The sequence below is a fragment of the Micromonospora sp. ALFpr18c genome, from assembly GCF_008868155.1.
In the GTDB taxonomy this organism is placed as follows: domain Bacteria; phylum Actinomycetota; class Actinomycetes; order Mycobacteriales; family Micromonosporaceae; genus Micromonospora.
Genome location: NZ_WBKR01000006.1, coordinates 48,122 through 73,042 on the forward strand (window position 1 = coordinate 48,122; position 24,921 = coordinate 73,042).

The following is a 24,921-nucleotide window of genomic DNA, read 5'->3' on the forward strand; positions in this document are numbered from 1 at the left end:
GCCATGACCGACGACCGCCGACCAGCCGGCCCTGTGCGGTCGCGCCTCGACGAGGCCGCCGAGCGGAGCGGTCAGGTGGCCGAACGGGTGCGCCACCGCAGCGGGCAGGCTCGTCGGGTCCGGGCCCGGCAGTGGGAGGTCACCCTGGTCATCTCGCTCCAGGCCGGGTTGGCCGCCGCGATCGCCGCGCTGATCGCGAAGAACCTGCTCGGCCCGGGATCGCACGTCTTCGCTCCCGCCGCCGCCGTCGCCACGATCGCCACCGCCATCGGGCAACGGGCCCGGCGCACCTTCGAACTGCTGGGCGGCGTCGGACTGGGCATCGTCATCGGCGACACGCTGCGCTTCGTCCTCGGTTCGGGGCCGTGGCAGACCGGAGTGGTCGTCGCCCTGGCCATCGCCACCGCCCTGCTGGTGGCCGGGAAGGGCGGCCCACTGGTCGGTCAGGCCGGCGGTACCGCAGTCCTGATCGCCACGCTGGCCCCGACGGGGCAGGGTCTGGAGTTGCCCCGGATCTTCGACGCGCTCGTCGGTGGGGCGGTCGGCCTCCTGGTGGTCGCGCTGCTGCTGCCGATCAACCCCATGCGGGTGCTGGACCGGGCGGCGACGCCGATCTTCGCGGTCCTCAGCGAGCAACTTGAGGAGCTGGCGCAGGCGCTGCGGCAGCGCGACGGCGACCGGTCGATGCGGGTCCTGGAACGGCTGCGCGGCACCGAGGAGGACCTGGGGCGACTGCACGACTCGCTGAGCGGGGCCGAGGAGGTGGTGACGATCGCGCCAGCGCGCTGGCACCGCCGCCAGCAGTTCCACGAGTACGCCCGCAGTGCGTCGAATCTGGAACGGCTGCTGCTGGACAGCCGTACCATGGCCCGCTGGTCGACGACCGCCCTGCAGTACGACGAGCCGATCCCGCCGGAGCTGCCAGACGCGATCGCCCGGTTGGGTCAGGCGGTGGCGGAGATGCGGAGGGAGTGCCGGATGGGCGACTACCCGCTGTGCACCCGGAAGTTGGTCGAGGAATGCGCCGACCTGGCCGGGCGGGCCGCCGCGACCGGGGTGAAGTCCTTCGGCGACGCGCTCGTCACCGGCTTGCGTACCGCCTCCAGCGACCTGCTGCGGGCCGCCGGCTGTGAACCGGACGATGCCAACCGGATCGTGCGAAAAGCGGCAGGTGCCGGCGAGGCCGCCGTCCATCCGCCGCTGCGGCGACACCTGCACCGTGCCCGGCCCACCCGGGCCGCCCGCGCCCGCCGGCGTGCGCACCTCGCCGCCCGGCAGCGCGACGACGGCCGGGCCGGCCTCCCCCGCAGGGAGAGGCCGGCCCGGTGAGCCGTCAGGATCAGGAGGAGTAGCCGCGCTCGGCGATCCAGTTGGCGACCTTCGGCAGGCTCATCCAGTATTCGCCCAGCGCCGGGTCGGCCGGGTCGGCGACCCGGATCGTGTCACCGCCGTCGCGGTAGCCCACGAGCGTCAGATAGTGGCCGCCCTCGTACGAGTGCGGGTTGCCGTCGGTGTCGACGGTCGTGCCCTTGATGTTGGCCACCACCGGCCGGCCGGCGTCGACCGCGGCCAGGACGTCCTGGCGCAGCTTCTCGACCTGGTCGGGGCGGGCCACCGCGTCCCGGATCTCGGTGGTGCGGTACCTGCCGCCGGTCAGCTCGTTGAGCACCCGCGTGGTGTCCAGGGCTGAGGGGGTGCCGGCCTCGGTGGTGCCGAGCAGCTTGGCCACCTCGTCCTGGGAGACCGCCTTGCCCTGGGCGGACAACGCGATCCGAGTGGCTGCCGGACCGCAGTAGTAGAAGTTCGGCTGGGCCTGGTAGTCGATGCCGAGGATCCGCTCGCCGCCCTTGGCGGTCTGGCTCGACGAGGCCGGGGTGGCCTGCGCGGGGGCGGCCTGCGCGGCGACGGCGGGGCCGAGGGCGCATCCGCCGGCGACCAGCAGGCCGACGACGGACAGACCGCTCTTCTGCATGATCGGATTCATGGTCGAGTCTCCGTTCGGGGGTTGGCGCCTCCGACTGGCGGAGGCAGCGCACCGGGAATGGCGCTCGGCTCATCGGCCGGTGACGCCCGCAGCCGATCTGGGCTGCCGCTACGGGCGTCGCGACCAGGTGTAACGGCTGCTGGCGGTGGGGGATTCCGCAGGACCGCGGGTGCCCGGAGGAGACGAGCGCCGAAACGTGACCACCGGCACGCGAGTCAGTGCGCACGGAAACGGACAAGCGGCCGATTGTCGGACAGCGGGGTGCGGTCGGCCCAGGGCGGCGTCAGAGACTGCCGAGCAGCCCGGTCACGGTGATCTCGATGACCACCCGCCCCGGGTTGGGGCGCGGCGTCCGGTACCGCTCCGCGTAGCGGCGCTCCGCCTCCGCCACGGCGGGCTGATCCGAGCGGAGCACCGCCCGGCCCTCGATGGTCAACCAGCGGCGCCCATCGACGTGACAGACGGCCACCGGGGTGCCGGCCGCACCGGCGGCGGCCACCTGCCGGGCCTTGCGGGAGGTGCCCGAGGTGATCACCCGAGCCAGCCCGGCCTCCGGGTCGAGAGTGACCCCGACCGGCACCACGTGCGGAGTGCCGTCGGCGCGCAGGGTGGTCAGCGTCGCGAGATGCCGTTCCGCGCAGAAGGCCGCCACGCGAGGGTCGCGTACGTCCAGCCGATGATCGCCCGCCATGCCCGTCCCCCGTCCACCGAACCGACCTCGATCATGGCACGCGGCGGCGCGCCCGATCCGGGTCCGACGGAGAGTCCGGCTGCCCCGGCAGTTGGCGCCCCGCCGCCCGTCGCTGGTGCACCAGTCGGGTGAGATAGATCAGCGCGCCGGCCAGGACGCCCATGTCGTCCAGATAGATCGGGTCGGGCAGCACGTCGATCGGGAAGATCGTGTAGATCAGTGCCCCGTAGAAGGCGACCTTGCCACCCGCGCCGAGCCCGGTCAGCAGCCGCCGGGTCCGTACCACCCGTACCGCGAGCAGCACCGCACCGACCAGTGTGGCGATCGCCAGGATGCCGGCGATCACCACGAGGACCCACGCCTCTCGGGACATGCCGTCACGCTAACCCACTACGGCCGTCGACGGCGGATCAGTACGCCGGCACCGCCGCGCGACCCCGAGCGACCACCTGGTTCTCCCGGGTCTGCTCGACCGACCGGCCGACCTCGCTCAGCGGCAGCACCGAGGCCGACTCCGCCACCCGTCGACCGCTCGCCTCGTGGGCCTCCTCGCGAAGGCTACGAGCCGCCGCGACCGCCAGTTCCGCCGCCCGCCACGCGGCCTGTTCCCGCTCGCGGGCAGCGGCGTGTCGAGCGGCCAGGTTGTCACGGATCGCCCGCTGCAACACCAGCTCCTGCTCCACCGGGTGCAGCCGCGGATCCCAGCCGGCACGGTGCGCGAACACGTCACTGAGCTGTTCCACCGACAGCTCCCGCCGCCAGTACGCGTCCAGCGCGGCCCGGTGCAGGTAGCGCTCGCGGTCCGCGTACTCGGCGGGGGTGCGGGCGGTGTGCGGCAGCGGCATCGCCGCCGCCGTGCCGAGACGCCGGACGGCCGCCTCGGCGGCCTCGCAGGCCTGCCAGGCGGCCTCGACCTCATCCTGCGCGGCCACCCACTCCGCCCGGCGGCGCTGGGCGGTGGTGGTGGCCCGCTCGGCGGCCACCGTGACCTCCTGCGCGTAGCGGCTCTGCTCGCGCTCCTGGTGAACCTGTTCGAGGTGGCTGGGCATGGCCGCACGGCGGATCCGGGCCCCCGGGTCGATGCGGAGTCGGCCGGGCCGCAGCAGCAGGGCGGCGACCGCGACCACGACGACCCCGAGCAGGCTCAGCCAGATGGCGGCGGCCCGGGGAACGTCGGGCAGAAGAGCGGAGAGGACGGTCTGCATGATCAGCACCTCGCGGTCGAATGGCGGGTATCCACGGATGGCAGGGAGGCGATCTCGACGACAGGGGCCGGATCGGGGCCGGATGGCCGGTCGGCCACGCCTCGGGGTCGGGTCACCGCTGTCCGGAGCCCGGCGGGTTGGTCACCGTTCGGTGCCGTCCGGCGGGTGTGGGGGGCCGGGAGGCCCCGACGGGTGACCTGGGCCGGGCCGCAGGAGCGGCCGCGGGCCGATGGTCGGCCGAGGTCAGTGGGTCGGCGGACCGCGTCGGGACGGGACACCTCGGCCGGGATCGACGGCCGGTGCGTGCTCGGGGCCCACGGTGACCGGAGCGGTCGCCGCACGGCGGTCGACCGTGCCGGTCGGCGGGGAGGTGACCGGGCGGCTCGCCTGCTCGACCGTGCCAGCGACGTCCGGTCGGAGGGTGTCCACCTGGCTGGTCACGGCGCTCGGCCGCGGCTGCGCCGGGGCGGGGGGTGCCGTCGCGGCGAGGGCGCCGCCGAGGCCGACCGCGAGCACCAGCGCGGTGACCGCCAGCCGGGTCAGCTCCCGCAGGGACCGCAGCACGGCCCACCGGGCGGGGCGGACGGACGCTGCGGACGACACCCGACCAACCTATCGCCCGCCCCGGCGTGGCGCAGCTCGATGAGAGCGCTTTGCGGCGTGACCACCACCACCGCGGCACTGTGGACGATCGCCGCCGGCACCCGAAAACGGCGGTGGCCCCGTCCAGGGGACGGGGCCACCGGAACGTGCTGCCGGGGTGTGTGCCTTACCTGTCGGTGCCGAGCACCGGGGGTGGGCCGGACTCACCCTCCCGCCACACCATCTCGTCCTCGGTCAGCCAGGTCAGCCGCTCGTCGGACTCGTCATCGTCGGAGTGGCCACGGCCGCCGAGCAGCCCGGGACGGGTCGCCGCGCGGCCGGAGCCCGGGCGGGCGTTCCCGGCCTCCGCGCGCCGGCCGTCCATGCTGCGCCCGATGCCGCTGCCGGAGCGGTTGTCGGCCGGGGCTGGCGCGCTGGCCGGCCGGGCCGACGTGGTGGGCGTGCTGCCCGAGCTGGCGAGTGACGAGGTGCGCAGCACCCCGCCGGCCGGAGCCCCGCCCTGCGCACCGAAGAGCAGACCCGGGCCGCCGGCACTGGCGGGCATGGTGGCGGGCCCGGACAGACCGGCCAAGCCGGCGGCACCGCCGGCCAGCAGGGCACCGCCGACCAGCGGATCCGCGCCGGCGAGGCTGGTGCCGCCGCCCACGGTGTCGTCCGAGACGATGAGCACGCCCGGCGTGGCGCCGGTGTCCTGGTCGGGCACCGAGTCGTCACCGACGCCGACCACCGGCGGCTCACCGGCCCGGTCGGGCGTTCCGATGGTCGCGTCACCGGTGTGCGCGGTGTGGCCACTGATGGTGGGCGCGGCGGTGGGCGGTGCGGTGTGCGGGCCGCCGCGCGGCGTCGTCCGGTCGTTGGTGGTCGTCTCCGGCGTGTCCGGCGGAGGCGGAGGCGGATCGACCACCCGGTCGTACGCGGACAGGTCGTAACCGGCGGCCAGCTCGGCCACCAGGGTCACCATCCGCTGGTGGGCCTTCTGCTGCTCTTCCTTGTCCTGCTGGTGACCGAGCATGCCGCCGATCACGGCGCCGGGCAGGCCGAAGGCGCTGCCGGAGAGGGCGCCGTTGATCATCTGGTCGTTGTCGTCGGTCTCTTCCGGGTTTTCCGCCTGCTTGTGCGCGGTGCGCAACTGGCCGGCCATCATCGTGAGCCCCTGCTTGACGCCGGCCATCCCCTCGCCGAGCGCGTCGGAGTGCACGACGATCAGCCCCAGCCGTCGCTGGAACTCGCGGCCCGCCGAACCCGTCCAGGTGTTGCCGAGCTTGTCCAGGTCACCGCTCAGCTCCCGGCCGAGGCCGTCCAGGATGCCCTTGAGCGAAGCCCACTGGGCGGCCACGCCCTCGATCTGCTCCGGCTTGCCGGCCATCACGGCGTCGTACAACTCCTGGTGGCTGTGGCCCTGGTAGCGCTGGGTGTACTCAGACACGCCCGTCCCCCTTTGGCTCCAACGCCTGCTGGACCCCGGTCAACGCGGCGGTGATGTCGGTGGCGTTGGCCCTGTTGCGCGCCTCCGCCGTCCGGTAGTTGGCCAGGATCGTGTTGGTGGCCTGCTGGGCCGCCAGCACGGCCTGTCGGAGCCGCTCGGCCTGCTCGACGTAGGACTGGTGGACCGTGTTGTAACGGCGCGCGTTGTCGGTGGCGTCGGTGAACGACCCCAACGCCGGCGGGGTGCACTGCATCTCGGTGTTGAGCTTGCGCAACACCGACTCGGCCTGGCTCAGCCGGGCCGACAGGTTCTTGTGGAAGTCCTCAAGGGACAGCAGGTCGACTTCCGTGCGCCCGGTCATGGCAACCCTCCCCGTCGATCTGGTTGACAACCGTCAGCGCATCCAGGTTAGTTCACCACCGCGATCGCGGGCGACCCGTGTGAGCCGTTCAGCCGTCGGTGCCTGTCGATACCGCCGGGACCGCACCGCCTGCTCCTCCGGCCGGGGGCGTGGCGCCGGTCGTCGCGGTCGGGGCGGTCGCGGTCGGCGCGGCACCCTCCGGCGCGAAGAAGGCCGCCGCGTCCTCCGGGTCCAGAGTGGGCCCGGTCGGGATCAGCGCGAGCAGAGTCCCGGGCACCGCGAGGGGTGTGGCCCCGGCGTAGCCGAGCACGGCCAGCGTCTCGACCGACGCGAGCGGGTACCGGACGCCCTGCGGACCGATCAGATAGATCGTCGACCCGGCGGCGCCGGAACCGCTGGTCCCGGCCCCGGGCGCGGCCTGCGCGAGCACACCCTTCCCACCGGGCAGCAGCACCGCCTCGGCGGTACGCACCGCGTCCCGGGCGGTCTGGCGCACCGGCACCGGCCCCGGATCGGTCGCGGTCAGCTCCGCCGGTGCCCGGTCGAAGACCTCCAGGGTGGTGGTCGGCGGACCGCCACCGGTGCCCGCCCGGTACGTCGCGCACAGCGTGGTCTGCCCGGACCGGGCCGGGTACAGGCTCGGCAGCGTCTCCGGCAGCCCCTCCTCCTCCACCCGCTGGTCGACCAGCAGCTGCCCGGCCTGGTTCGGGGTGATGTCGGTAATCTGACCGCCACCGCTGATCATCAACAGGGCGGTGATCTCGGTGACCGAGACGAGCCCTTCGCGAGCCAGCACGTAGTACCGGCCGGCCGCCTGGAACACCTGGCCGATGGTGGCCGGCCGGTCGCCCACGATCAGCCCGCTCCGCTCACCGTCGCCGGACAGTGTCGGCCTGCGCAGTGCCGGCCCGGCCGGGACCGCGTTGAGCAGTTGCTGCCCGACCCGCAGCTGGGTGGCGTTGGGCATCTTCAGCGCCGCGATCGTCTGCTCGCCACCGAGCACCTGGAGCCGGTTGTCACCGGTGAGCAGGTACCGCTCACCGTCCACGGTGACCAGCACCGCCCGGTCGCCCAGCGGCGCCCCACCGGGCAACGCCCGGTCGATCACGACCCGGGTGGTGGAGCGCTGCGGATCGGCCGGGTCCGGCACGTCGCAGACCGACCAGGGCAGCCCGGTCAGCGACGTGCGGTCCGGCAACGCGTCCGGGGCGCCGACGATGCCGAGCGTACGACCGCGAGGGCGGTCCCGCAGCGACGCCTGGGACATCGTCCGCACCGTCGGGTCCGGCACGTTCAGGATGAGCCGCGCCGACGTGTAGTTGAGGGCCGGATACAGCTGCCCGCCCACGAACACGTACGTCGCGCCGGTCTCCCGTTCGATGACCAGCGTCTTGTCTTCCAACGGCGCGGTGTTACCGGTCAACTGACCGTAGGCGCCCACCCCGCCGAGCACGATCGCGGCGGCGATGACACTGCCGAAGACCGCCATGCCGAGCCGTCTCATCGGCAGGTTGGTGGTCTCCGGATCGCCCGACAGCAGTGCGGAGACGATGCGGCGGGTGACGAAGCGGTACGCCTGCACCTGATCGCGGCGGGTCCGCATGACTTACCTCCGGCGGGATGGATCCGCGACGATCTCCTCGGGGTGCCGTCGCGGGCTTCCCTACGATAAGGGGCCGACGGCGGGTCTTCGGGACCACCGCCCGTGGCCGGCACCGGACCGACCCGGCGCAGAGCCGTACCGTGCAGGAGGGACAGTCAGCCATGACGCAGGTTCAGGCGCGACCCGCCCGAGCAGCCACGAGCCCGTCCGACGTCCCGGCACGAGCGACGCCACCGGCCGACCGTCCCGGTCGCGGCCGGGTCGGCCCGGTGCTCGTGGGGCAGCTCGTTCTGCTGGAGCTGTGCGCGGTCGCGGTCTGGGCCTCGACCACCGGTCCGAGTTGGCTGCTCGCCGCGGTGGGCACCGTGGCGGCACTGGTCGTCCTGGCCGCGTTCGCCCGCCGGGCCGGCCGCTGGTGGTTTGAGGACCTGCTGCTGCGCCGTCGACTGCGGCGACGCCGCGAACGCGCGACGGCGGCGCTGGCCGACGGCAGCGCCGCGGACCCACGCCTCGCCGCGCTCGCCCCCGAGTTGAGCGTCATCGAGCTGACCGACCGGGGCACCCGGCTCGGGATCGGGCAGGACGACAACGGCTGGTTCGCGGCGATCGCGTTGCAGTCCGGCACCGGCACGGCGGTCGGCTCGGTCGAGGCGTCCACCGTGGACCGAGCGCTGGCGGTGCTCGCGGACTTCGCCGCGCCGGTGTCCGGCACCCAGGTCGTCGCACACACCCTGGTCTGGTATCCGGCGCCCGGCGCGGCGCCGGCGGCGCACCGGACGGTCTGGGTGGCGCTGCGGCTCACCGTGCGCGACGCCCGTGTGGAGGCGGTGAGCCGGGGAGGCGGACTGGCTGGCGTACACCGGACGTTGGCCGCCGGCATCGGCCGGCTCGGCAAGGCGCTGACCGCGGCCGGGCTGTCCCACCGTCCGCTGGGTCGCGACGAGCTGCGCTCGGCGGTGGTCTCGGCCGCCGGGCTGGACCTCGTGCCGGAGCCACCGACGGAGACCTGGCAGGGGCTGCGCGGCGGCGGCTGGACGCACCGCTGCATGGCCCTGCGCGGCCGTCCGGACGCACCGCTCGGTCCGCTCGTGGACGCGGTCACCGCCACCTCTGCGCCGTCGCACACGGTGGCCGTGTCGGTGTCCGCGGACGGGCGGATGGCGGCGCCGCTGCTGCGGGTCGCGGCCATGGACAACCACGTGGAGGCGCTGGTCAAGGTGGTCCGGGAGGTGGCCGGCCGGGCCGGTGCGTCGGCCCGGCCGGTGGACGGGCAGCACGGCCCCGGTGTGTACGCGAGCGCGCCGGTCGGATCGATGCTGGGCGTCTCCACCCGCCCGCCGGCGCGCTGACCGGCTGGTCCGTGCTTCGGCGGTCAGGGCCGCAGGTTGACGATCCAGCCGTACAGCCCGCAGACCCAGACGGCGAGCGGCACCAGCGAGATGATCAGCAGGATCTCGACGATGTCGAGCAGCCGGCCCCAGACCGGTGAGATGCGCTTGCCGGCGACGGTCAGCCCGTAGACCAGGCTGATCACGGCGGCCAGCAGCAGCCCACCGAGGACCAGGCCGAGCCGGACCGGCAGCGACCCGTCGGCGAAGGCCGCCGCGGCGGCGAGGCCCAGCCCCACCGTGCCGGCGAGCAGCACCGGGACGCGCTGCGCCCGGCCCAGCAGCGGACGGGCACGCAGCAGCGAGAGCAGCCCCAGCACCAGGCACAGCAGTACCGCCGGCAGCCGGCCGTCCAGGGCGAGCACCAGCTCCGCGCCGAGGACCAGCATCGACACGGTCCACAGCAGACCGGTCAGGAACTCGTCGGCGCGCTCACTCTGCTGGAGCACCTGCCGGCCGTCGACCGACTCGTTGTCGGTCTTCAGGTCCTCCGGGCCGGTCGGGATCGACGGCACCGGCAGTCGGGCCAGCCGGTAGGCCACCATCGGCAACGCCGGCACCGCGCCGAACGCGACCGCCGCGACCACCGCCGCCGCGGCCGCGGCGTCGATGCCAAAGGCCAGGCAGAGGAGTGCGCCCAGGCCGGTGGCCGCGCCCACGCCGATCGAGGCGAAGAACAGCGGGTACCGGTCACCGACCGCCAGCACCGCCACCGCCCCGCCGACCACCACGGCGGTCGCCGCGAGCAGGACGTGCGGGCTCGCCAGGTCGGTCAACGGCCGGTCGCCGGCCAGCAGCAGCAGACCCCCGGTGCCCGCGTGCACCAGGCCGACCATGGCCAGCACCGCGCCGGTCCGGCTGTCACCGGCGGCCCGGGACAGCACCGCCGCGCCGACCAGCAGCGCCACCGCCACCAGCAGAGCCGCCACCGCGCCGGGCAGGTGCGGTGGGCCGGCGAAGAGCGCGGCCAGCGCGCCGGCACCCAGCGCCGCCGCGGCGAACAGCACCGCGAAGGACCGGCTCGCGCCGACCTGCCAGGCACCGGGTCGCTGGTTGGTGGCGGTGGCCACCGCGTCCACCACGTCGTCGAAGACGATCTCCGGGGCCGCCGCCGAGCGGGGATTGAAGTAGAGCACCTCACCGTCGCGGACGCCGAGCTGCACCGCCGTACGCCCCCCGTCCAGCGGCGCACCGCCCAACCGGGACAGTGCCCAACCGCCGTGCCGCACCCCCTCGTCGGCGAGATCCTCTCCGGCGTAGCGCAGCAGGGTGGGGAGCAGGTCCGCCAACGGCACGTCCGACGGCAGGGCCAGATCCATTCGGGTACGCGGAGCCACGATGGTGATCCGGCTCAGACCACCGGTCGCCGTCTTCGTCGCCACAGTGGCCTCCAGGTGTCCGTCTACGATCGGCTGGCCGCGGTGCCGCGATGCGGGTCCACCGCGCCCACGGGAGATTACCTACGATGGCGTGCACGTACGATGCCCGCCCGCAGACTTCGGTCCGCGACGGCATGTCGTCAAGGCCGCTTCTGGGGAGGAGACAGCCGTGAGCACGGTGGTGTTCCGCCGGCTCCCGCGTCAGCCGGGGCCAGCCTTGCCGCGCGGTGAGGTGCTGCTGGAGTCCCCTCCGGAGCTGCCGGAGTCGACGCCCCGCGGGATGGGGCAGCTGCTCATGATCCTGCCGATGTTCTGCGGGGTCGGCGCGATGGCATTCCTCTACGCCGGCAAGGGCGGCGGCATGATGACGTACGTCGCCGGTGGTCTGTTCGGCGTCTCCATGCTCGGGATGGCGATCGGTTCGTTGGCCAACAACGGCGGCAAGGACAAGGCCGAGCTGAACGCCGACCGCCGCGACTACATGCGCTACCTGGCCCAGATGCGCAAGCGCACCCGGCGCGCGGCCGAGCAGCAGCGTGCGGCGATGGCGTGGCGGCATCCGGAGCCGGACGCGCTCTGGTCGATCGCCGCGTCCCGGCGGCTGTGGGAGCGGCGGATCACCGAGGACGACTTCGGCGAAACCCGGATCGCGCTCGGCCCGCAGCGACTGGCGGTGGAGATCGTTCCGCCGGAGACCAAGCCGGTCGAGGACCTGGAGCCGATGAGCGCGATCGCGCTGCGCCGGTTCGTCCGCGCCCACTCGAGCGTGCCCGACCTGCCGACCGCGCTGTCGGTGCGCGCGTTCAGCCGGGTGGTGCTACGTGGCGACCGGGAGCCGGTGCTCGACCTGGCCCGGGCCGCGCTGGGTCAGCTGGCGACCTTCCACGCCCCGGACGACCTGGTGATCGCGGTGGTGGCCGCACCGGACCGGCAGTCGGCCTGGAACTGGGTGAAGTGGCTGCCGCACGCGCACCACAGTGGACGTACCGACGCGGCGGGCGCGCGTCGACTGGTGTTCGCGAGCCTCGCCGAGGCGGAGGAGTCCCTCGCCGGTGAGCTGGCCGGGCGACCCCGCTTCGCGCCCGAGACCAAGCCGCTGACCACCGCGCCGCACCTGGTCGTGGTGATCGACGGCGGTGAGGTGTCGCCGACCGGCCAGCTGCTGGGCCCGGGTCTGCTGGGCGCCACGATGATCGACCTGTCCGGCACCGTCCCGCGCGACGCCGGCCGCTGGCTGCTGTGCCTCGACGTGGGCGACGGAAGCACCCTGGAGTTGGTCCGGGGCAGCTCGTCGTCGCCGCTGGGCCGCCCGGACCGGCTCACCGCCGAGGCCGCCGAGGGGCTGGCCCGGCAGATCGCCCCTTACCGGCTCTCCCAGCAGCAGACCAGCAACGAGGAGCCGCTGGCCCGCAGCATGGAGCTGCCCGACCTGCTCGGCGTGGGTGACGCCGCCACGGTCGACGTCCGGCAGACCTGGCGGCCACGCGGGCACCGGGACCGGCTGCGCATCCCGCTCGGCGTCGGCCCGGACGGCAACGTGGTCGAGCTGGATTTCAAGGAGTCCGCGCACGAGGGCATGGGCCCGCACGGTCTGGTGATCGGCGCGACCGGTTCCGGCAAGAGCGAGCTGCTCCGTACGGTGGTGGCCGCGCTGGCGGTCACCCACTCGTCGGAGGAACTGAACTTCGTCCTGGTGGACTTCAAGGGTGGCGCGACGTTCGCCTCGTTGGAGGCGCTGCCGCACACCAGCGCGGTGATCACCAACCTGGCCGACGAGCTGCCGCTGGTGGACCGCATGCGGGACGCGCTCGCCGGCGAGATGGTGCGCCGGCAGGAGCTGCTGCGGGCCGCCGGCAACTACGTCTCCCGCTTCGAGTACGAGAAGGCCCGCTCGGCCGGCGAACCGCTGGCGCCGATGCCCAGCCTCCTGATCATCTGTGACGAGTTCAGCGAGCTGCTCGCCGCCAAACCCGACTTCATCGACCTCTTCGTCATGATCGGCCGGCTGGGCCGTTCGCTCGGCGTGCACCTGCTGCTGGCCAGCCAGCGCCTCGAAGAGGGCAAGCTGCGCGGCCTGGACACCCACCTGTCGTACCGGATCGGTCTGCGGACCTTCTCGGCGGTGGAGAGCCGGATCGTGCTCGGCGTGCCGGACGCGTACGAGCTGCCGAACGCGCCCGGGCACGGCTACCTGAAGACGGACACCAGCACGATGCTGCGGTTCCGGGCCGCGTACGTGTCGGGGGCGTACCGGGCGCCGGGGCAGCAGGCGTCGGCGTCGCAGGCGCTGGTGCAACGCCGCATCGTGCCGTACGGGCTCGACTTCATTCCGGCGCAGGCCCCGCAGATGCCGGTGGACACCGCACCGGAGCCGGAGCAGCCGGCGGACGGCAAGGCCGTGGCGATGCTCGACGTGTTGATCGACCAGCTCAAGGGCCGTGGCCGTCCGGCGCACCAGGTCTGGTTGCCGCCGCTGGCCGACCCGCCGGGCCTGGGTGAACTGCTCGGCCAGCTGGCCGTGGATCCGACGTACGGCCTGTGCACCGCGTCGTGGCCGGGCCGGGGCCGCCTCACCGTGCCGGTCGGCGTGGTCGACCGCCCGTACGAGCAGCGCCGTGACCCGATGATGGTCGAGCTGGCCGGCGCGGGCGGCAACGTGGTCATCGTGGGCCGTTCGATGAGCGGCAAGAGCACCATGCTCCGTACGCTGCTGGCGTCGCTGGCGCTCACCCACACGCCGCGTGAGGTGCAGTTCTTCTGCCTGAACTTCGGCGGTGGCGCGTTGCGCAGCCTGGAGCGGCTGCCGCACATGGCCGGGGTGGCCGGCCGGCGGGACGTCGAGGCGGTGCGCCGCACGGTGGCCGAGGTTGTCGCGGTGCTGGACGACCGGGAGGCGCGCTTCGCCCAGCACGGCATCGACTCGGTGGCCAGCTACCGCCGTCGGCGGGCCGCCGGCGAGTTCGCCGACGACCCGTTCGGTGACGTGTTCCTGGTGGTGGACGGCTGGAACACGCTGCGCCAGGAGTACGAGGAGCTGGAGCAGACCATCACGACGCTCGCCAACCGGGGTCTCGGTTTCGGCGTGCACGTGGTGCTCACGGCGGTGCGCTGGGCGGAGATCCGGATCAACATGCGGGATCTGCTCGGCACCAAGCTTGAGCTGCGGCTGGGTGACGCGTCCGAGTCGGAGATCGACCGCCGCTCGGCGATGAACGTGCCGGAGAAGGCACCCGGCCGTGGTCTGACCCGGGACAAGCTGCACTTCCTCACCGCCATCTCCCGGATCGACGGCCGCCGCGACATCGAGGACCTGACCGAGGCGTCGATCGCCCTGGCCGGGCACGTGGCGACGAACTGGCCGGGCCGTCCGGCGCCGAAGGTGCGGCTGCTGCCGCGTCGACTTCCGGTGGCCGAGCTGGCCCGGATCATCGACCGGTCGGTGCCCGGCCTGCCGATCGGCGTCAACGAGTCGGCGCTCGCGCCGGTCTACCTGGACCTGGTCAACGAGCCGCATCTGACGGTCTTCGGCGACGCCGAGTGCGGCAAGACGAACCTGCTGCGGTTGATCGCCCGAGGCATCACCGAGCGGTACACGCCGGCGCAGGCCCGGCTGGTGATCGCCGACTACCGGCGCGGCCTGCTGGGTGCGGTGGAGGGCGACCACCTGCTGGACTACGCACCGTCCAACCAGGCGTTCGCCCAGGGGCTCGGCTCGATCCGCAGCGCGTTGTCCAACCGGCTGCCCGGCCCGGACGTGACCACGGCCCAGCTGCGCGACCGCAGTTGGTGGAAGGGTCCGGACCTGTACATCCTGGTGGACGACTACGACCTGGTGGCCTCCGGCGGCAGCAACCCACTCAGCGCCCTGCTGGAGTTGCTGCCGCAGGCTCGGGACATCGGCCTGCACCTGGTCGTCACGCGGCGGGTCGGTGGCGTGTCCCGGGCGCTCTACGAACCGGTGCTGCAACGGCTACGGGAACTGGACTCGCCGGGCCTGCTGATGTCCGGCAACCGGGAGGAGGGTGCCGTCTTCGGCACGTTGCGGCCGAGCCCGCAGCCGCCGGGTCGGGGCACCCTCGTGCGTCGCCGCGACGGCCAGCAACTGATCCAGACCGCCTGGTCCGAGCCGTCCTGACGGGGTCGACGTGCACGGGCGCCGATCGTTGGGTCGCATTCCCGATTCACCACTATCCATCGAACGTGGCCGGTCAGGGCTGCGCCGGCTGGACCGGGTCGGCTACGGTCTTCACTGGAGTGTCCGTCGGTGGGGTGTCGCTGCCTTGCCGCGGGGGAGGGGTGCGGCGAAGCCGCCACCACAACATGACGGAAGGGTGTGAAGCATGGCGTTCGAGGTCGAAGCTGCGACTCTGCATACCGCCGCGAGTGACGTGCGGTCCACGCGCAGCGAGGTCGACGGCGAGCTGAAGAAGCTGTGGAACGTGGTCGACGACCTGGCCATGGCGTGGAAGGGTCAGGCGTCCACGGGCTTCCAGTCGTTGATGTCGCGCTGGAACGAGGACACCGTCAAGCTGCTGACGGCGATGGACAGCATCGCCGACCTGCTCGACAAGTCGGGTACGACGCACCAGGTCAACGACGAAGAGCAGCAGCAGATGCTGGACAAGTTCCACTCTGCTCTCAACCCGTGATCCGCAGTCAGCAGAGGAGGAAGTCGTGACGATCAAGGTTGACTACGCGGTCCTCGAGAGCAGCAACCAGCAGATGCAGGCCATCTCGAAGACCATCGACGAGAAGCTCGACACGCTGCGGTCGATGCTGTCCAAGCTGCACTGGGACGGCGAGGACCGGGTCGCCTACGAGCAGCACCAGGCGAAGTGGGACACGGCCGTCCGGGACATCAACCGGATTCTCAACGAGATCGGTGGTGCCGTCGGCATCGCCCGGGAAAACTACGTCTCCACCGAGATGAGCAACTCCAAGGTGTGGAGCTGAGGCAATCGCCGCTGCGGCTCCGGTCCGGGTTCGACCTGGGTCGGGGCCGCAGTGCGTTGTCCAGCCCGCGGCGGCCCAGGAGCCAGCTCAGTCGGTGACGGGTGTGTCCGTACGCCGGCCCGGGCGCCAGCCGCGCCGCTGGCCTCGGGCCAGCACCGGTCGCGCGACCAGCAGCAGCACGACGAGCAGAGCGCCGATCGCCGCGGCCCAGAGCGCGGCGGTGCGTTGCCAGCTCAGCGGGTCGGTCTCCGGGGTGGGTGCCGGCAGTGCCCCGGCGGGTGGGTCCGTGCGGGTGCCGAGCACACTCGACACCGCCCGGTACGGGCTGACCACGCCGTAGCCGATGTCCGCGTTGTGCCCGTCGGGCGGGTTGTCGGCGGTCCGTTCCAGCCGGTCGGCGACCTGCTGCGGGTCGAGGTCGGGGTAGGCGGCCCGGACCAGCGCGGCCGTCCCCGACACGTACGCGGTGGCGTAGCTGGTGCCGCCGTTGGGCTCGGCGCGGTAGCCGGACCCTCCGGGGGCCGGTCCGACGATGTTCAACCCCGGCGCGGCGATGTCCACGTAGGAGCCGCTGACCGACGTGCCGACGTGGCCACCCTGCTCGTCCACGCCGCCGACGGCGATCACGCCGGGATAGGCGGCCGGGTAGCCCGGCCGGTCCTGCTGGTTCTCCTGCCGGTTGCCGGCGGCGGCGACCAGGATCACCCGCTTGGTCAGCGCCCGTTCGACGGCCTGCGCCAGCTCGGGGCGGGGCAGTGTCGTCAGCGACATGTTGATCACGTCTGCGCCCTGGTCGACGGCCCAGTCGATGGCGGCGGCGACCTGCCCGGGCAGCGCCTCGTCGTTGGTGCTCTTGAGATCGGGCAGGACCCGGATCGGCAGGATGCGCGCGGCCGGGGCGATGCCGCTGAACGGGACGCCGGTGCCTTCCTTCCCGGCGATGATGCCGGCGATCATCGTGCCGTGCCCGACCAGGTCGCACTGCCCCTGGTTGGCCGGGAGGTCGTTGAAGTCGCGACCGTCGAGCACCTGGCCCTTGAGCACCGGGTGGATGGCGGAAACCCCGGAATCGATGACGGCGACCGTCACGCCGGCGCCACGGGACAACGGCCAGGCCGAGGACGGCTCCAGTCGGCGCAGCCCCCACGGCATCTCGGTCAGGCCCGACTCGCCGGCAGGGCCACAGGTGGGCGGTGCCGCGACCGCCGGGGCGGGTGCCACCAGGGCGGTGCCGAGCAGGGTCGCCAACGCTCCACTGAGGACGCGTCGGGTGGCCCGCCGGGCACGGCGGGGCGGCTCGGTCGCGCTCATCGGCAGGCTTTCGCGCACCCGCAGAGATTACCGCTGTGGTGCGCCGGGCAGCGGCCCGGCGGTCGCGGTCAGGAGGGGCGGGTGGTGTCCACGGGAGGTGCCTCGGTGAAGAGCGCGAGCAGGTCGCCGACCTGCCGGTCGGCCTCGGCGGGGTGCCGGAACCGGCCGGACGGGTTGAGGGTGTACTCGTTGCGCCGCCCGACCCGGGTGCGCCGCAGGTACCCCTCCGCCTCCAGGTCCGCGACGATCGCCTGCGCGGCCCGTTCGGTCACGCCGACCTCCGCCGCGACGTCGCGCAGCCGTGCGGTGGGGTCGCGGGCGATGGCCAGCAGAACGTGCCCGTGGTTGGTGAGGAACGTCCAGTTCCGCCCGCCGCCGGTGTCGCCCGTCACAGTCCGTGCCATGGTTGGACCACCTCTCCAGGTGCCAAGCCTGCCTCAAGGGCTTCCCCGCCCCACTCTCGGGGGGTGTCCGACGACTGACCGCCGGGTCAATGCATGAAATCTAAATCACGCATATCTTGACGCCTCTTCCGGTGCGTGTGACGGTGTAGCCCCGAGCCGGCGCTCACCGCAGGCCCGCCTGAAGAGCCCGGTTGACCAGGTCATATGCATGGACGAGGAGCGGGGATGAGTCTTCCCGGAGCATCCGGCGGGCAGCCGGGTTCGCAGCGCGGCGCAGACGAGTCGTCGACGAACACCGAACCGGCCCGGGCGTACGCCGAGCTGGTCGCCGGCAACCGGCGTTTCGTCAGCGGCTCCCCGCGCCACCCCAACCAGGACGCCGGGCACCGGGCCGCGGTGGCCGACGGACAGCACCCGTTCGCGGTGATCGTCGGCTGCTCCGACTCACGGTTGGCCGCCGAGATCATCTTCGACCGGGGGCTGGGGGACCTGTTCGTGGTCCGCACGGCCGGGCACACGACCGGCCCGGAGGTGCTGGGCAGCGTCGAGTACGCCGTGACCGTGCTCGGCACCCCGCTGGTGGTCGTGCTGGGCCACGACTCGTGCGGCGCGGTCCAGGCGGCCCGGGAGGTCACCGCCACCGGCGTCGCACCGGCGGGGCACCTGGGCGCGGTGGTCGACGCCGTCCTGCCCAGCCTCCGTCGGGCCGCCGCCGAGGGGGTCGACGACATCGACGGCATCGTCGACATTCACATCGCGCAGACCGTCGAGACGTTGCTCGGGCAGTCGTCCGTGCTGGCCGACGAGGTGGCGCGGGGACGGTGCGCGGTGGTGGGCGTGTCGTACCGGCTGGCCGCCGGAGTGGTGCGCCCGGTCGCCGCCGTCCCGGCCGGCGTGGCGACGCTCGACGTGCCCGACGGGTCTGCGGCGGCAGCCGCCTGACGCGACGAGGGCCGCCCCGCGTGACGCGGGACGGCCCTCGACAGCGAGAGGTGCGGGTCAGAGCATCGACATGTGGACGTGGTCGGTGTGGTCCGAGTCCCCGCTGTACGACTTCCAGCCGGTTGCCGGGAACCAGATCTGCCGGTTCCAGATCACGTAGTAGATGCCGAGGCGGTCGGCGTTACGGATGAGGAATGCGGCGACGTTGTTGCCGTACATGCGGGTGTCGTCGTTGTGCCACGGGCTGAAGCCGCTCTGCTGCAACGACCAGTCGCAGGCGCGGCCCTTCGGGTGCTCCCACGGCCCGCCGGGGCGGTAGCAGCCGACGAACCGGTTGAAGCCGGCCTTCTTGACCTCCTTGTACGCGTGCAGCGTGCGCGGCGTGATGCAGCCGGAGGTGGTGGGGTCGTTCTCGCTGCAGGACTCGGACTTCCACTCACCGTCGACGGTCCGGCCGGGGCCGATCGCGGCGACCCGTGAGGTGGCGTCCACCAGACCGCCGGTGAAGCCCTGGCCGCCGACCAGGGCAAGCGCCTTGTCCGCGTCGCGCTTCTCCTTGGCCATCAGGGCGGCCTGCTTCTGCTGCTCGCGGACCTCCGCGTCGAGGGCCAGCTTGGCCTGCTCGGCGCGAAACTTCACCGCGTTGACCTCGGCGAGCTTCTTCTCGTTGACCATGTTCATCTCGTCGAGCGTGGCGACGCGCCGGACGAACGAGTCGGGGGCGTCGCTCTCCAGCAGCATCGCGATCGCGCCGATCCGACCGGTCCGGTACGACTGGGCGGCGATCTGACCGACCTGCGGGGCCAGGGCCTCCAGGTCGGCCTTCGCGCGGTCCACCTCGTGCGAGAGTTCGAGCTGTCGCTTCTTGGACTTGTCCAGCTTGGACTTGGCGGCGACGTAGTCCCGGTTGGTCTTCTCGATGACGTCGGTGAGCAGCTTGGGCTCGCCGTCCTCCTCGTGCCCGGACGGCGTGGGAGTCGTCGGGGCGGCGTGCGCGGGGAGGGGCCCGGCGAGCACGGTCAGTGCGGCGATCACGGCCACCACCGGTGTCAACCAGCGGCGTAGGGGTGCCGTCACAATGTTCCCTTCCGTCGACCGCCGACCGGGTTAGCTGACGGGTTCGGGGCGGAAGTGGCCCCTACCGCTGTCGCGGATTCACCCCACGTACCTGGGTTCCCGGCTCGCCGGTTGGCGATTGGGCGGTGGTACCGCAGGCGCCGATTCGCGCCTTCGGCGGTGACCGGCAGCGAGGTTACCCGAGAGTCGACCGCCTGAGCTACGTCCCGATGCCGACTAAAAGCGTCATTTCGCCATGGCGTTGAGTGACCAGTGATGCGATTCTCAGGCCGGATGCCCGATCTGGTCACGCTGAGGAGTGTCACCATGCCGTATCCGTGCTCCTGTTCGGCTCTGGCCACCGGTCGGTGGCGGTGGGCGGGGGTGTGGGCCCCGTCGGGTCCGGTCCGTCCGGTGGACCCGTGCGGGGGGAGCTCAGGGCGGCCAGCGCTTCCGCCCGGTCCGGCCGGGGCCGCCCGGCGGGGGCGTCGTCGGCCGGCGCGGCAGCCGACCGGCCGGCGGCGGTCACCACCGCGGCGAGCCCGGTGGTCAGCGGTACGGCGGCGATCAGGCCGAGGGTGGCGACCGCGCTGCGGACGATCTCCTGCGCGAGGAACTCGCTGGTGAGGATCTGGCCGAGGGGGCGCGTGTCGGCGGTGAGCAGGAGCAGCAGGGGCAGCGAGGCGCCCGCGTACGCCAGCACGATGGTGTTGACCGTGGAGGCGATGTGGGCCCGGCCGACCCGGGTGGCCGCCCGGTAGAGCTGCAACCGGGTCAGGCCGGGGTTGGCGTTCGCCAGCTCGGTGACGGTGGCCGCCTGGGTGACCGTCACGTCGTCGAGCACCCCGAGCGAACCGATGATGATCCCGGCGAGGAGCAGGCCGTGCAGGTCCACGTCGGCCTGGAACATCGACAGCGTGGTGGCGTCCTCGCTGCCGAAGCCGGTCAGGTGGGTGGCGGCGGTGGCGATGGTGGCCAGCACGCCGGTGAGCACCAGGCTGCCCAGGGTGCCGAGCACGGCGACCGAGGTCTGCGCGGTCACCCCGTGCGTCAGGTAGAGCACCACGAACATGATCAGCGCGGCGCCGACGACCGCCACGAGCAGCGGTGACCGACCGGCCGCGATGCCCGGCAGCACGAAGGTGAGCAGGATGGCGAAGCTCGCGGCCAGCCCGGCGAGCGCGGCCAGGCCGCGCCACCGGCCGAACGCCACGATCGCGGCGGCGAAGACCACCGCGAGCCACACCAGCGGCGTGCCGCGCTGGTGTTCGGCGATGTTCCAGCTGCTGGCGCTGGGATCGGCCGGGTCGTTCAGCTCGACCAGGATGACCTCGTCGCCGACGTCGACCCGGGGCGCCCCCGGGCCGTCCGGTACCGGAGTCTGGACCTGCTGCCCGGCACTCGGCCCGTTCTGCACCCGGACGTCCACGGTGCCGCACGGCCCGTCGCCGGCGTCCGGTGTGCCCTCCGGGGTCTGCGGCGTGGGCGGGCACGGCTCGGTCACCACACGGGTCACGGTGCCCTGGTAGCGCGGGACGTCCGCGCCGCCGCCGGTCTCCGGCGTGCCGTCGCGGGGCCAGAGCACCAGCGCCGCGACCACCGTGGCGACGAACAGGGGTACCACCGTCGCGACGAGGATCCGTCGTACCCGGGGCGGGGCGGACGGAGCGGAACGGGTGTGGTCGGAACCCAATGCGAGACTCCCAACGAATCCGGTGCGGGGTACGTGCCGACGGGCCGGTCGGTTCACCGCCGCCGCGGTATTGCGGCGGCGGACGCGGCGGATCGCTGAATGACGACCGTTTGGTCACACACCGTGAACGAGGGGCCGGCTCGGCCGGGGGCGCCGCCGCGTCGAGGCGGTGTCGGCGCCGGACTGCGCGGCGGGATCCGGAGGGCCATCGCCGGAAATGCTAACCAGCCCGGGCGCGGGACGCAGGTCGTGGCGGAGTGTCGGGGGTTGTCGAACAGCCCGCGGGGCGGCGTGCGGGGCTGGATGGTGGAGTCATGCGCGCTGAGTCACCGCAGGACCGGCATCATGGCGGGCACGACAAGCACGCCGGTCACGATCCGGCGATGTTCCGTCGCCGGTTCTGGGTCTGTCTGGTGCTCACCGTGCCGGTGGTGTTGACCAGTCACCTCGTGGCGGACCGGCTCGGCCTGCGCGGGGATGTTCCGGGGCGTTCCTGGGTGGGGCCGGTGCTCGGCTCGGTGGTGTTCTGGTGGGGTGGCTGGCCGTTCCTGGTCGGTGCGGTCCGGGAGGTCCGGGACCGGGCGCCGGGCATGATGCTGCTGATCGCGATGGCGATCACCGTCGCGTACACCGCGTCGCTGGCCACCAGCGCGGGCGCCTTCGACCTGGACTTCTGGTGGGAGCTGGCGGCGTTGGTCACCATCATGCTGCTCGGGCACTGGCAGGAGATGAAGGCCATCGGACAGGCTCGGGGCGCGCTCGCGGCGCTGGCCGCGCTGCTGCCCGACGACGCCGAGCGGGTGACCGCCGACGGGCGGGTCGAGGCCGTGTCCGTCGGCGAGCTGCGGGTCGGCGATGTGGTGCTGGTCCGCCCGGGCGGTCGGGTGCCGGCCGACGGGGGCATCGTCGACGGCGGCGCGGAGCTGGACGAATCAATGATCACCGGCGAGTCGCGGCCGGTTGCCCGCGCGGTCGGCGACCGGGTGGTGGCGGGCACCGTCGCCACCGACTCGGCGATCCGGGTACGTGTCGAGGCGCTGGGTGCCCAGACGGCGCTCGCCGGCATCCAGCGCATGGTCGCCCAGGCGCAGCGTTCCGGCGGTCGTGCCCAACTGCTGGCCGACCGGTTCGCCGCGGCGTTGTTCTACGTGGCCACCGGCACCGCCGTGCTGACCGTGCTGGTGTGGACGGCGCTCGGCCAGCCCGACGAGGCGGTGGTGCGCGCGGTCACCGTCCTGGTGATCGCCTGCCCGCACGCGCTCGGCCTGGCCATTCCGCTCGTCGTCGCGCTCTCCACCGCGCTTGCCGCGCGATCCGGGATCCTGGTGAAGGACCGGTTGGCGCTGGAGCGGATGCGGACCGTGGGCGCGGTGCTCTTCGACAAGACCGGCACCCTGACCCGGGGCGAGCACGCCGTCACCGACGTGCTGGCCGCGGCGGGTGTCGACCGGGACGAGGCGCTGCGGCTCGCCGCCGGGGTGGAGTCGGACAGCGAGCACCCGTTGGCCCGGGCGATCGTCGCGGCGGCGGGGCCCGCCGGTCCGGCTCGGGCGGCCGGGTTCCGGTCGCTGCCGGGCCGCGGGGTGCAGGCAACCGTCGACGGTACGCGGTACGCGGTGGGTGGGCCGGCGCTGCTCCGCGAGCTGGGGGTGTCCCTCCCGGCCGATCTGGAGGCGGCGATCGGGCACTGGTCCGCGCGCGGTGCGGCGGTGCTGCACCTGGTGCGGCTGCCGGACACCGTGCTCGGCGCGTTCGCGTTGGCCGACGAGGTGCGTCCGGAGGCGCGGCGGGCCGTCGACGAGTTGCGTGCCGAGGGTGTCCGGACCATCGCCATGATCACCGGAGACGCGCGGCCGGTGGCCGAGGCGGTCGCTGCCGAACTCGGGTTCCGTCCCGGCGTCGACGAGGTCTTCGCCGAGGTGCTGCCCGCCGACAAGGACGGCCGGGTGGCCGAACTCCAGCGCCGGGGCCTGACCGTGGCGATGGTCGGCGACGGGGTGAACGACGCGCCCGCCCTGGCCCGCGCGGATGTGGGCATCGCGATCGGTGCGGGCACCGACGTGGCGATCGAGTCGGCCGGGGTGGTGCTCGCCTCGTCGGACCCGCGCGGGGTGGCTGCCGTGGTGCGGCTGTCCCGGGCGTCGTACCGGAAGATGCGGCAGAACCTGGCCTGGGCGGCGGGCTACAACGCGGTGGCGCTGCCGTTGGCGGCCGGGGTGCTGGCCTGGGCCGGGGTGGCGTTGAGCCCGGCGCTGGCCGCGGTGCTGATGTCCGCGTCCACCGTCGTGGTCGCGCTCAACGCCCAGTTGCTGCGGCGGGTGCGGCTCGACCCGGAGCGGGACTGAGGGGCGTCAGCCGCGCTTCATCAGCCGGCCGACCGCGGCCATCATCTCGGTGGCCATCTCGTCGGCGCGGCCCTCGGCGGCGCCCTCGTGCATGCAGTGCCGGGCGTGCCCGTCGAGCAGCCCCAGCGCCACCTTGTCCAGGGCGGCCTGGATCGCGGAGATCTGGGTGAGCACGTCGATGCAGTAGCGGTCGTCGTCGACCATCTTCTCGATCCCCCGGACCTGCCCCTCGACGCGGCGGAGCCGCGCGAGCAGCTGGTCCTTGCTGGCGGTGTACCCGCGGATCGGGGTGGGTGCGGTCATGGCGACCAGGATAGCCTACCCCTGGGGGGTATGGTACGGTCCTTCGTGCGATACCCCCACCGGGTACCGGTAAGCGAGGCGGAGGAGACGGTCCGATGGTCAACACGACGTACCAGGTGCAGGGCATGACCTGTGGGCACTGCGTCAGCGCGGTGAGCGCCGAGGTGGGCGCCCTCGCGGGTGTGCGCGACGTCCAGGTCGATCTCGCCAGCGGCCGGGTCACCGTGAGCAGCGACCAGCCGCTGGACGTGGCGAGCGTCCGGGCCGCCGTCGACGAGGCCGGCTACGACCTCGTGGACGGGTCGTCGGAAGTCCCGGCGTGAGCACGGTGACCCGACTGGGCGGATTCGCCCTCGCTCTCGTTGCGGTCTTCGGCACGGCGTACGGGGTTGGCCAGGTGGTCGACCCCGAGGTGCCCGCCGTGGAGAGTCGGCACGACGGCGGCGCCACCTCGGCGGGGGGCCACGACGAGACGGCCGACCGGCTCCCCGGCGGCCTGCTCGTCTCCGACCGGGGCTACACCCTCGCCCCGGTCGGCGCCCCGGCCGGCGAGTTCGCCTTCCGGATCGACGGCCCGGACGGCCGCCCGGTCACCCGGTACGACGTGGCGCACGACAAGCGGATGCACCTGATCGTGGCCCGGCGGGACCTCTCCGGTTTCCGCCACGTCCACCCCGACCTCGGCCCGGACGGCACCTGGCGGGTCGCCACCCCGCTGGCCGGCCCCGGCCAGTGGCGTGCCTTCGCCGACTTCGCTCCGACCGGGGGTGAGCCGCTGACCCTCGGTGTCGACGTGACCGTCCCCGGGGAGCTGACCGAGCGGCCGCTGCCCGCACCGGCGACCAGCACCACCGTCGACGGTTACACGGTCACCCTGACCGGCGCGCCGCAGCCCGGCCGCACCTCGTCGCTCACCCTGACCGTCAGCCGTGCCGGGCAGCCGGTCACCGACCTGGAGCCCTACCTGGGCGCGTACGGCCACCTGGTGGCGCTGCGCCGGGGTGACCTCGCGTACCTGCACGTGCACCCGGACGGGACACCCGGCGACGGCCGGACCCGTCCCGGCCCGAACGTCACCTTCCTCGCCGAGGTGCCGTCGACCGGCAGCTACCGGCTCTACCTCGACTTCCGGCACGGCGGGGCGGTGCACACCGCCGAGTTCACCGTCGTCGCCGGCACCGCCCCGACCGGGGGCGACCCCGGCGCGAGCGGACCCGCGCCGACCGGAGGCGCCGAGCACGGCACCCCCGGGCACGGGCACAACTGACGGGACC

Annotated in this window: 23 protein-coding genes and 1 riboswitch; of the genes, 9 read left to right on the plus strand and 14 right to left on the minus strand. The window is 73.3% G+C overall.

What is annotated here, in order from left to right; translation table 11 throughout:
• The first annotated feature begins 3 nt into the window (after positions 1 to 3).
• Positions 4 to 1,329 (plus strand): FUSC family protein, encoded by a 1,326-nt coding sequence (locus F8271_RS02690; RefSeq protein WP_151487995.1) that lies wholly within the window; start codon positions 4 to 6, stop codon positions 1,327 to 1,329.
• 10 nt (positions 1,330 to 1,339) lie between these two features.
• Here F8271_RS02690 and F8271_RS02695 read toward each other — a convergent pair whose 3' ends face one another.
• From F8271_RS02695 to eccB, 8 genes are all read right to left on the minus strand, one after another.
• Positions 1,340 to 1,984, minus strand: a complete 645-nt coding sequence (locus F8271_RS02695) for a C39 family peptidase (RefSeq protein WP_151487996.1) — start codon at positions 1,982 to 1,984, stop codon at positions 1,340 to 1,342.
• Positions 1,985 to 2,267: 283 nt separating this feature from the next.
• Positions 2,268 to 2,675 (minus strand): pyridoxamine 5'-phosphate oxidase family protein, encoded by a 408-nt coding sequence (locus tag F8271_RS02700; RefSeq protein WP_151487997.1) that lies wholly within the window; start codon positions 2,673 to 2,675, stop codon positions 2,268 to 2,270.
• A 31-nt stretch (positions 2,676 to 2,706) separates the two neighbouring features.
• On the minus strand, positions 2,707 to 3,048 hold the full coding sequence (locus tag F8271_RS02705; protein ID WP_151487998.1) for a YkvA family protein: 342 nt from the start codon (positions 3,046 to 3,048) through the stop codon (positions 2,707 to 2,709).
• Positions 3,049 to 3,085: 37 nt separating this feature from the next.
• Positions 3,086 to 3,880: a hypothetical protein gene (locus F8271_RS02710; protein ID WP_151487999.1), complete on the minus strand. Its 795-nt coding sequence runs from the start codon at positions 3,878 to 3,880 to the stop codon at positions 3,086 to 3,088.
• A gap of 243 nt (positions 3,881 to 4,123) precedes the next feature.
• Complete coding sequence (locus F8271_RS02715; protein ID WP_151488000.1) at positions 4,124 to 4,483, minus strand: hypothetical protein; 360 nt, start codon at positions 4,481 to 4,483, stop codon at positions 4,124 to 4,126.
• 166 nt (positions 4,484 to 4,649) lie between these two features.
• A complete protein-coding gene (locus tag F8271_RS02720; protein WP_151488001.1) occupies positions 4,650 to 5,909 on the minus strand; it encodes a WXG100 family type VII secretion target in 1,260 nt (419 codons plus the stop codon).
• Complete coding sequence (locus F8271_RS02725; protein ID WP_151488002.1) at positions 5,902 to 6,270, minus strand: hypothetical protein; 369 nt, start codon at positions 6,268 to 6,270, stop codon at positions 5,902 to 5,904. Before F8271_RS02725 ends, F8271_RS02720 begins: the two co-directional genes overlap by 8 nt.
• Before the next feature lie 88 nt (positions 6,271 to 6,358).
• On the minus strand, positions 6,359 to 7,873 hold the full coding sequence (gene eccB, locus F8271_RS02730; protein WP_151488003.1) for a type VII secretion protein EccB: 1,515 nt from the start codon (positions 7,871 to 7,873) through the stop codon (positions 6,359 to 6,361).
• Positions 7,874 to 8,034: 161 nt separating this feature from the next.
• On the opposite strand from eccB, the gene F8271_RS02735 reads away from it, so the two are divergent.
• Positions 8,035 to 9,222, plus strand: coding sequence for a type VII secretion protein EccE (locus F8271_RS02735; RefSeq protein WP_151488004.1), 1,188 nt, complete (start codon positions 8,035 to 8,037; stop codon positions 9,220 to 9,222).
• Positions 9,223 to 9,245: 23 nt separating this feature from the next.
• Here F8271_RS02735 and eccD read toward each other — a convergent pair whose 3' ends face one another.
• Complete coding sequence (gene eccD, locus F8271_RS02740) at positions 9,246 to 10,643, minus strand: type VII secretion integral membrane protein EccD (RefSeq protein WP_151488005.1); 1,398 nt, start codon at positions 10,641 to 10,643, stop codon at positions 9,246 to 9,248.
• 166 nt (positions 10,644 to 10,809) lie between these two features.
• On the opposite strand from eccD, the gene eccCa reads away from it, so the two are divergent.
• The 3 genes from eccCa (at position 10,810) to F8271_RS02755 (ending at position 15,593) form a co-directional block, all read left to right on the plus strand.
• On the plus strand, positions 10,810 to 14,775 hold the full coding sequence (gene eccCa / locus F8271_RS02745; RefSeq protein WP_151488006.1) for a type VII secretion protein EccCa: 3,966 nt from the start codon (positions 10,810 to 10,812) through the stop codon (positions 14,773 to 14,775).
• Between the two features lie 205 nt (positions 14,776 to 14,980).
• The gene (locus F8271_RS02750) at positions 14,981 to 15,289 is read left to right on the plus strand and encodes a WXG100 family type VII secretion target (protein ID WP_151488007.1); all 309 of its coding nucleotides are present in this window, start codon (positions 14,981 to 14,983) and stop codon (positions 15,287 to 15,289) included.
• Between the two features lie 25 nt (positions 15,290 to 15,314).
• On the plus strand, positions 15,315 to 15,593 hold the full coding sequence (locus F8271_RS02755; RefSeq protein WP_139583997.1) for a WXG100 family type VII secretion target: 279 nt from the start codon (positions 15,315 to 15,317) through the stop codon (positions 15,591 to 15,593).
• 87 nt (positions 15,594 to 15,680) lie between these two features.
• On the opposite strand, the gene mycP is transcribed toward F8271_RS02755, so the two are convergent.
• Both mycP and F8271_RS02765 read right to left on the minus strand, forming a co-directional pair.
• A complete protein-coding gene (gene mycP / locus F8271_RS02760) occupies positions 15,681 to 16,922 on the minus strand; it encodes a type VII secretion-associated serine protease mycosin (RefSeq protein ID WP_225854127.1) in 1,242 nt (413 codons plus the stop codon).
• Between the two features lie 50 nt (positions 16,923 to 16,972).
• Positions 16,973 to 17,308: a MarR family winged helix-turn-helix transcriptional regulator gene (locus F8271_RS02765; protein WP_151488008.1), complete on the minus strand. Its 336-nt coding sequence runs from the start codon at positions 17,306 to 17,308 to the stop codon at positions 16,973 to 16,975.
• Between the two features lie 225 nt (positions 17,309 to 17,533).
• Here F8271_RS02765 and F8271_RS02770 point away from each other — a divergent pair, with 225 nt between their 5' ends.
• Entirely contained in the window at positions 17,534 to 18,250 is a 717-nt protein-coding gene (locus F8271_RS02770; RefSeq protein WP_151488009.1) for a carbonic anhydrase, read from the plus strand.
• Between the two features lie 57 nt (positions 18,251 to 18,307).
• On the opposite strand, the gene F8271_RS02775 is transcribed toward F8271_RS02770, so the two are convergent.
• On the minus strand, positions 18,308 to 19,327 hold the full coding sequence (locus F8271_RS02775) for a hypothetical protein (protein ID WP_151488010.1): 1,020 nt from the start codon (positions 19,325 to 19,327) through the stop codon (positions 18,308 to 18,310).
• 4 nt (positions 19,328 to 19,331) lie between these two features.
• Positions 19,332 to 19,462, minus strand: a riboswitch (cyclic di-AMP (ydaO/yuaA leader).
• A 166-nt stretch (positions 19,463 to 19,628) separates the two neighbouring features.
• Positions 19,629 to 20,999 carry a YibE/F family protein gene (locus tag F8271_RS02780; RefSeq protein ID WP_151488011.1) on the minus strand — a complete coding sequence of 457 codons (1,371 nt, stop codon included), beginning with the start codon at positions 20,997 to 20,999 and terminating at the stop codon, positions 19,629 to 19,631.
• 314 nt (positions 21,000 to 21,313) lie between these two features.
• Between F8271_RS02780 and F8271_RS02785 the strand changes: the two genes are divergently transcribed.
• Positions 21,314 to 23,344, plus strand: a complete 2,031-nt coding sequence (locus F8271_RS02785; protein ID WP_151488012.1) for a heavy metal translocating P-type ATPase — start codon at positions 21,314 to 21,316, stop codon at positions 23,342 to 23,344.
• Positions 23,345 to 23,350: 6 nt separating this feature from the next.
• Here the strand turns inward: F8271_RS02785 and F8271_RS02790 are convergent, their stop codons facing one another.
• Entirely contained in the window at positions 23,351 to 23,647 is a 297-nt protein-coding gene (locus F8271_RS02790; protein ID WP_030329541.1) for a metal-sensitive transcriptional regulator, read from the minus strand.
• A gap of 95 nt (positions 23,648 to 23,742) precedes the next feature.
• Here F8271_RS02790 and F8271_RS02795 point away from each other — a divergent pair, with 95 nt between their 5' ends.
• Both F8271_RS02795 and F8271_RS02800 read left to right on the plus strand, forming a co-directional pair.
• Complete coding sequence (locus F8271_RS02795; protein WP_151488013.1) at positions 23,743 to 23,970, plus strand: heavy-metal-associated domain-containing protein; 228 nt, start codon at positions 23,743 to 23,745, stop codon at positions 23,968 to 23,970.
• A complete protein-coding gene (locus F8271_RS02800; protein ID WP_151488014.1) occupies positions 23,967 to 24,914 on the plus strand; it encodes a hypothetical protein in 948 nt (315 codons plus the stop codon). Before F8271_RS02795 ends, F8271_RS02800 begins: the two co-directional genes overlap by 4 nt.
• Positions 24,915 to 24,921: the final 7 nt, after the last annotated feature.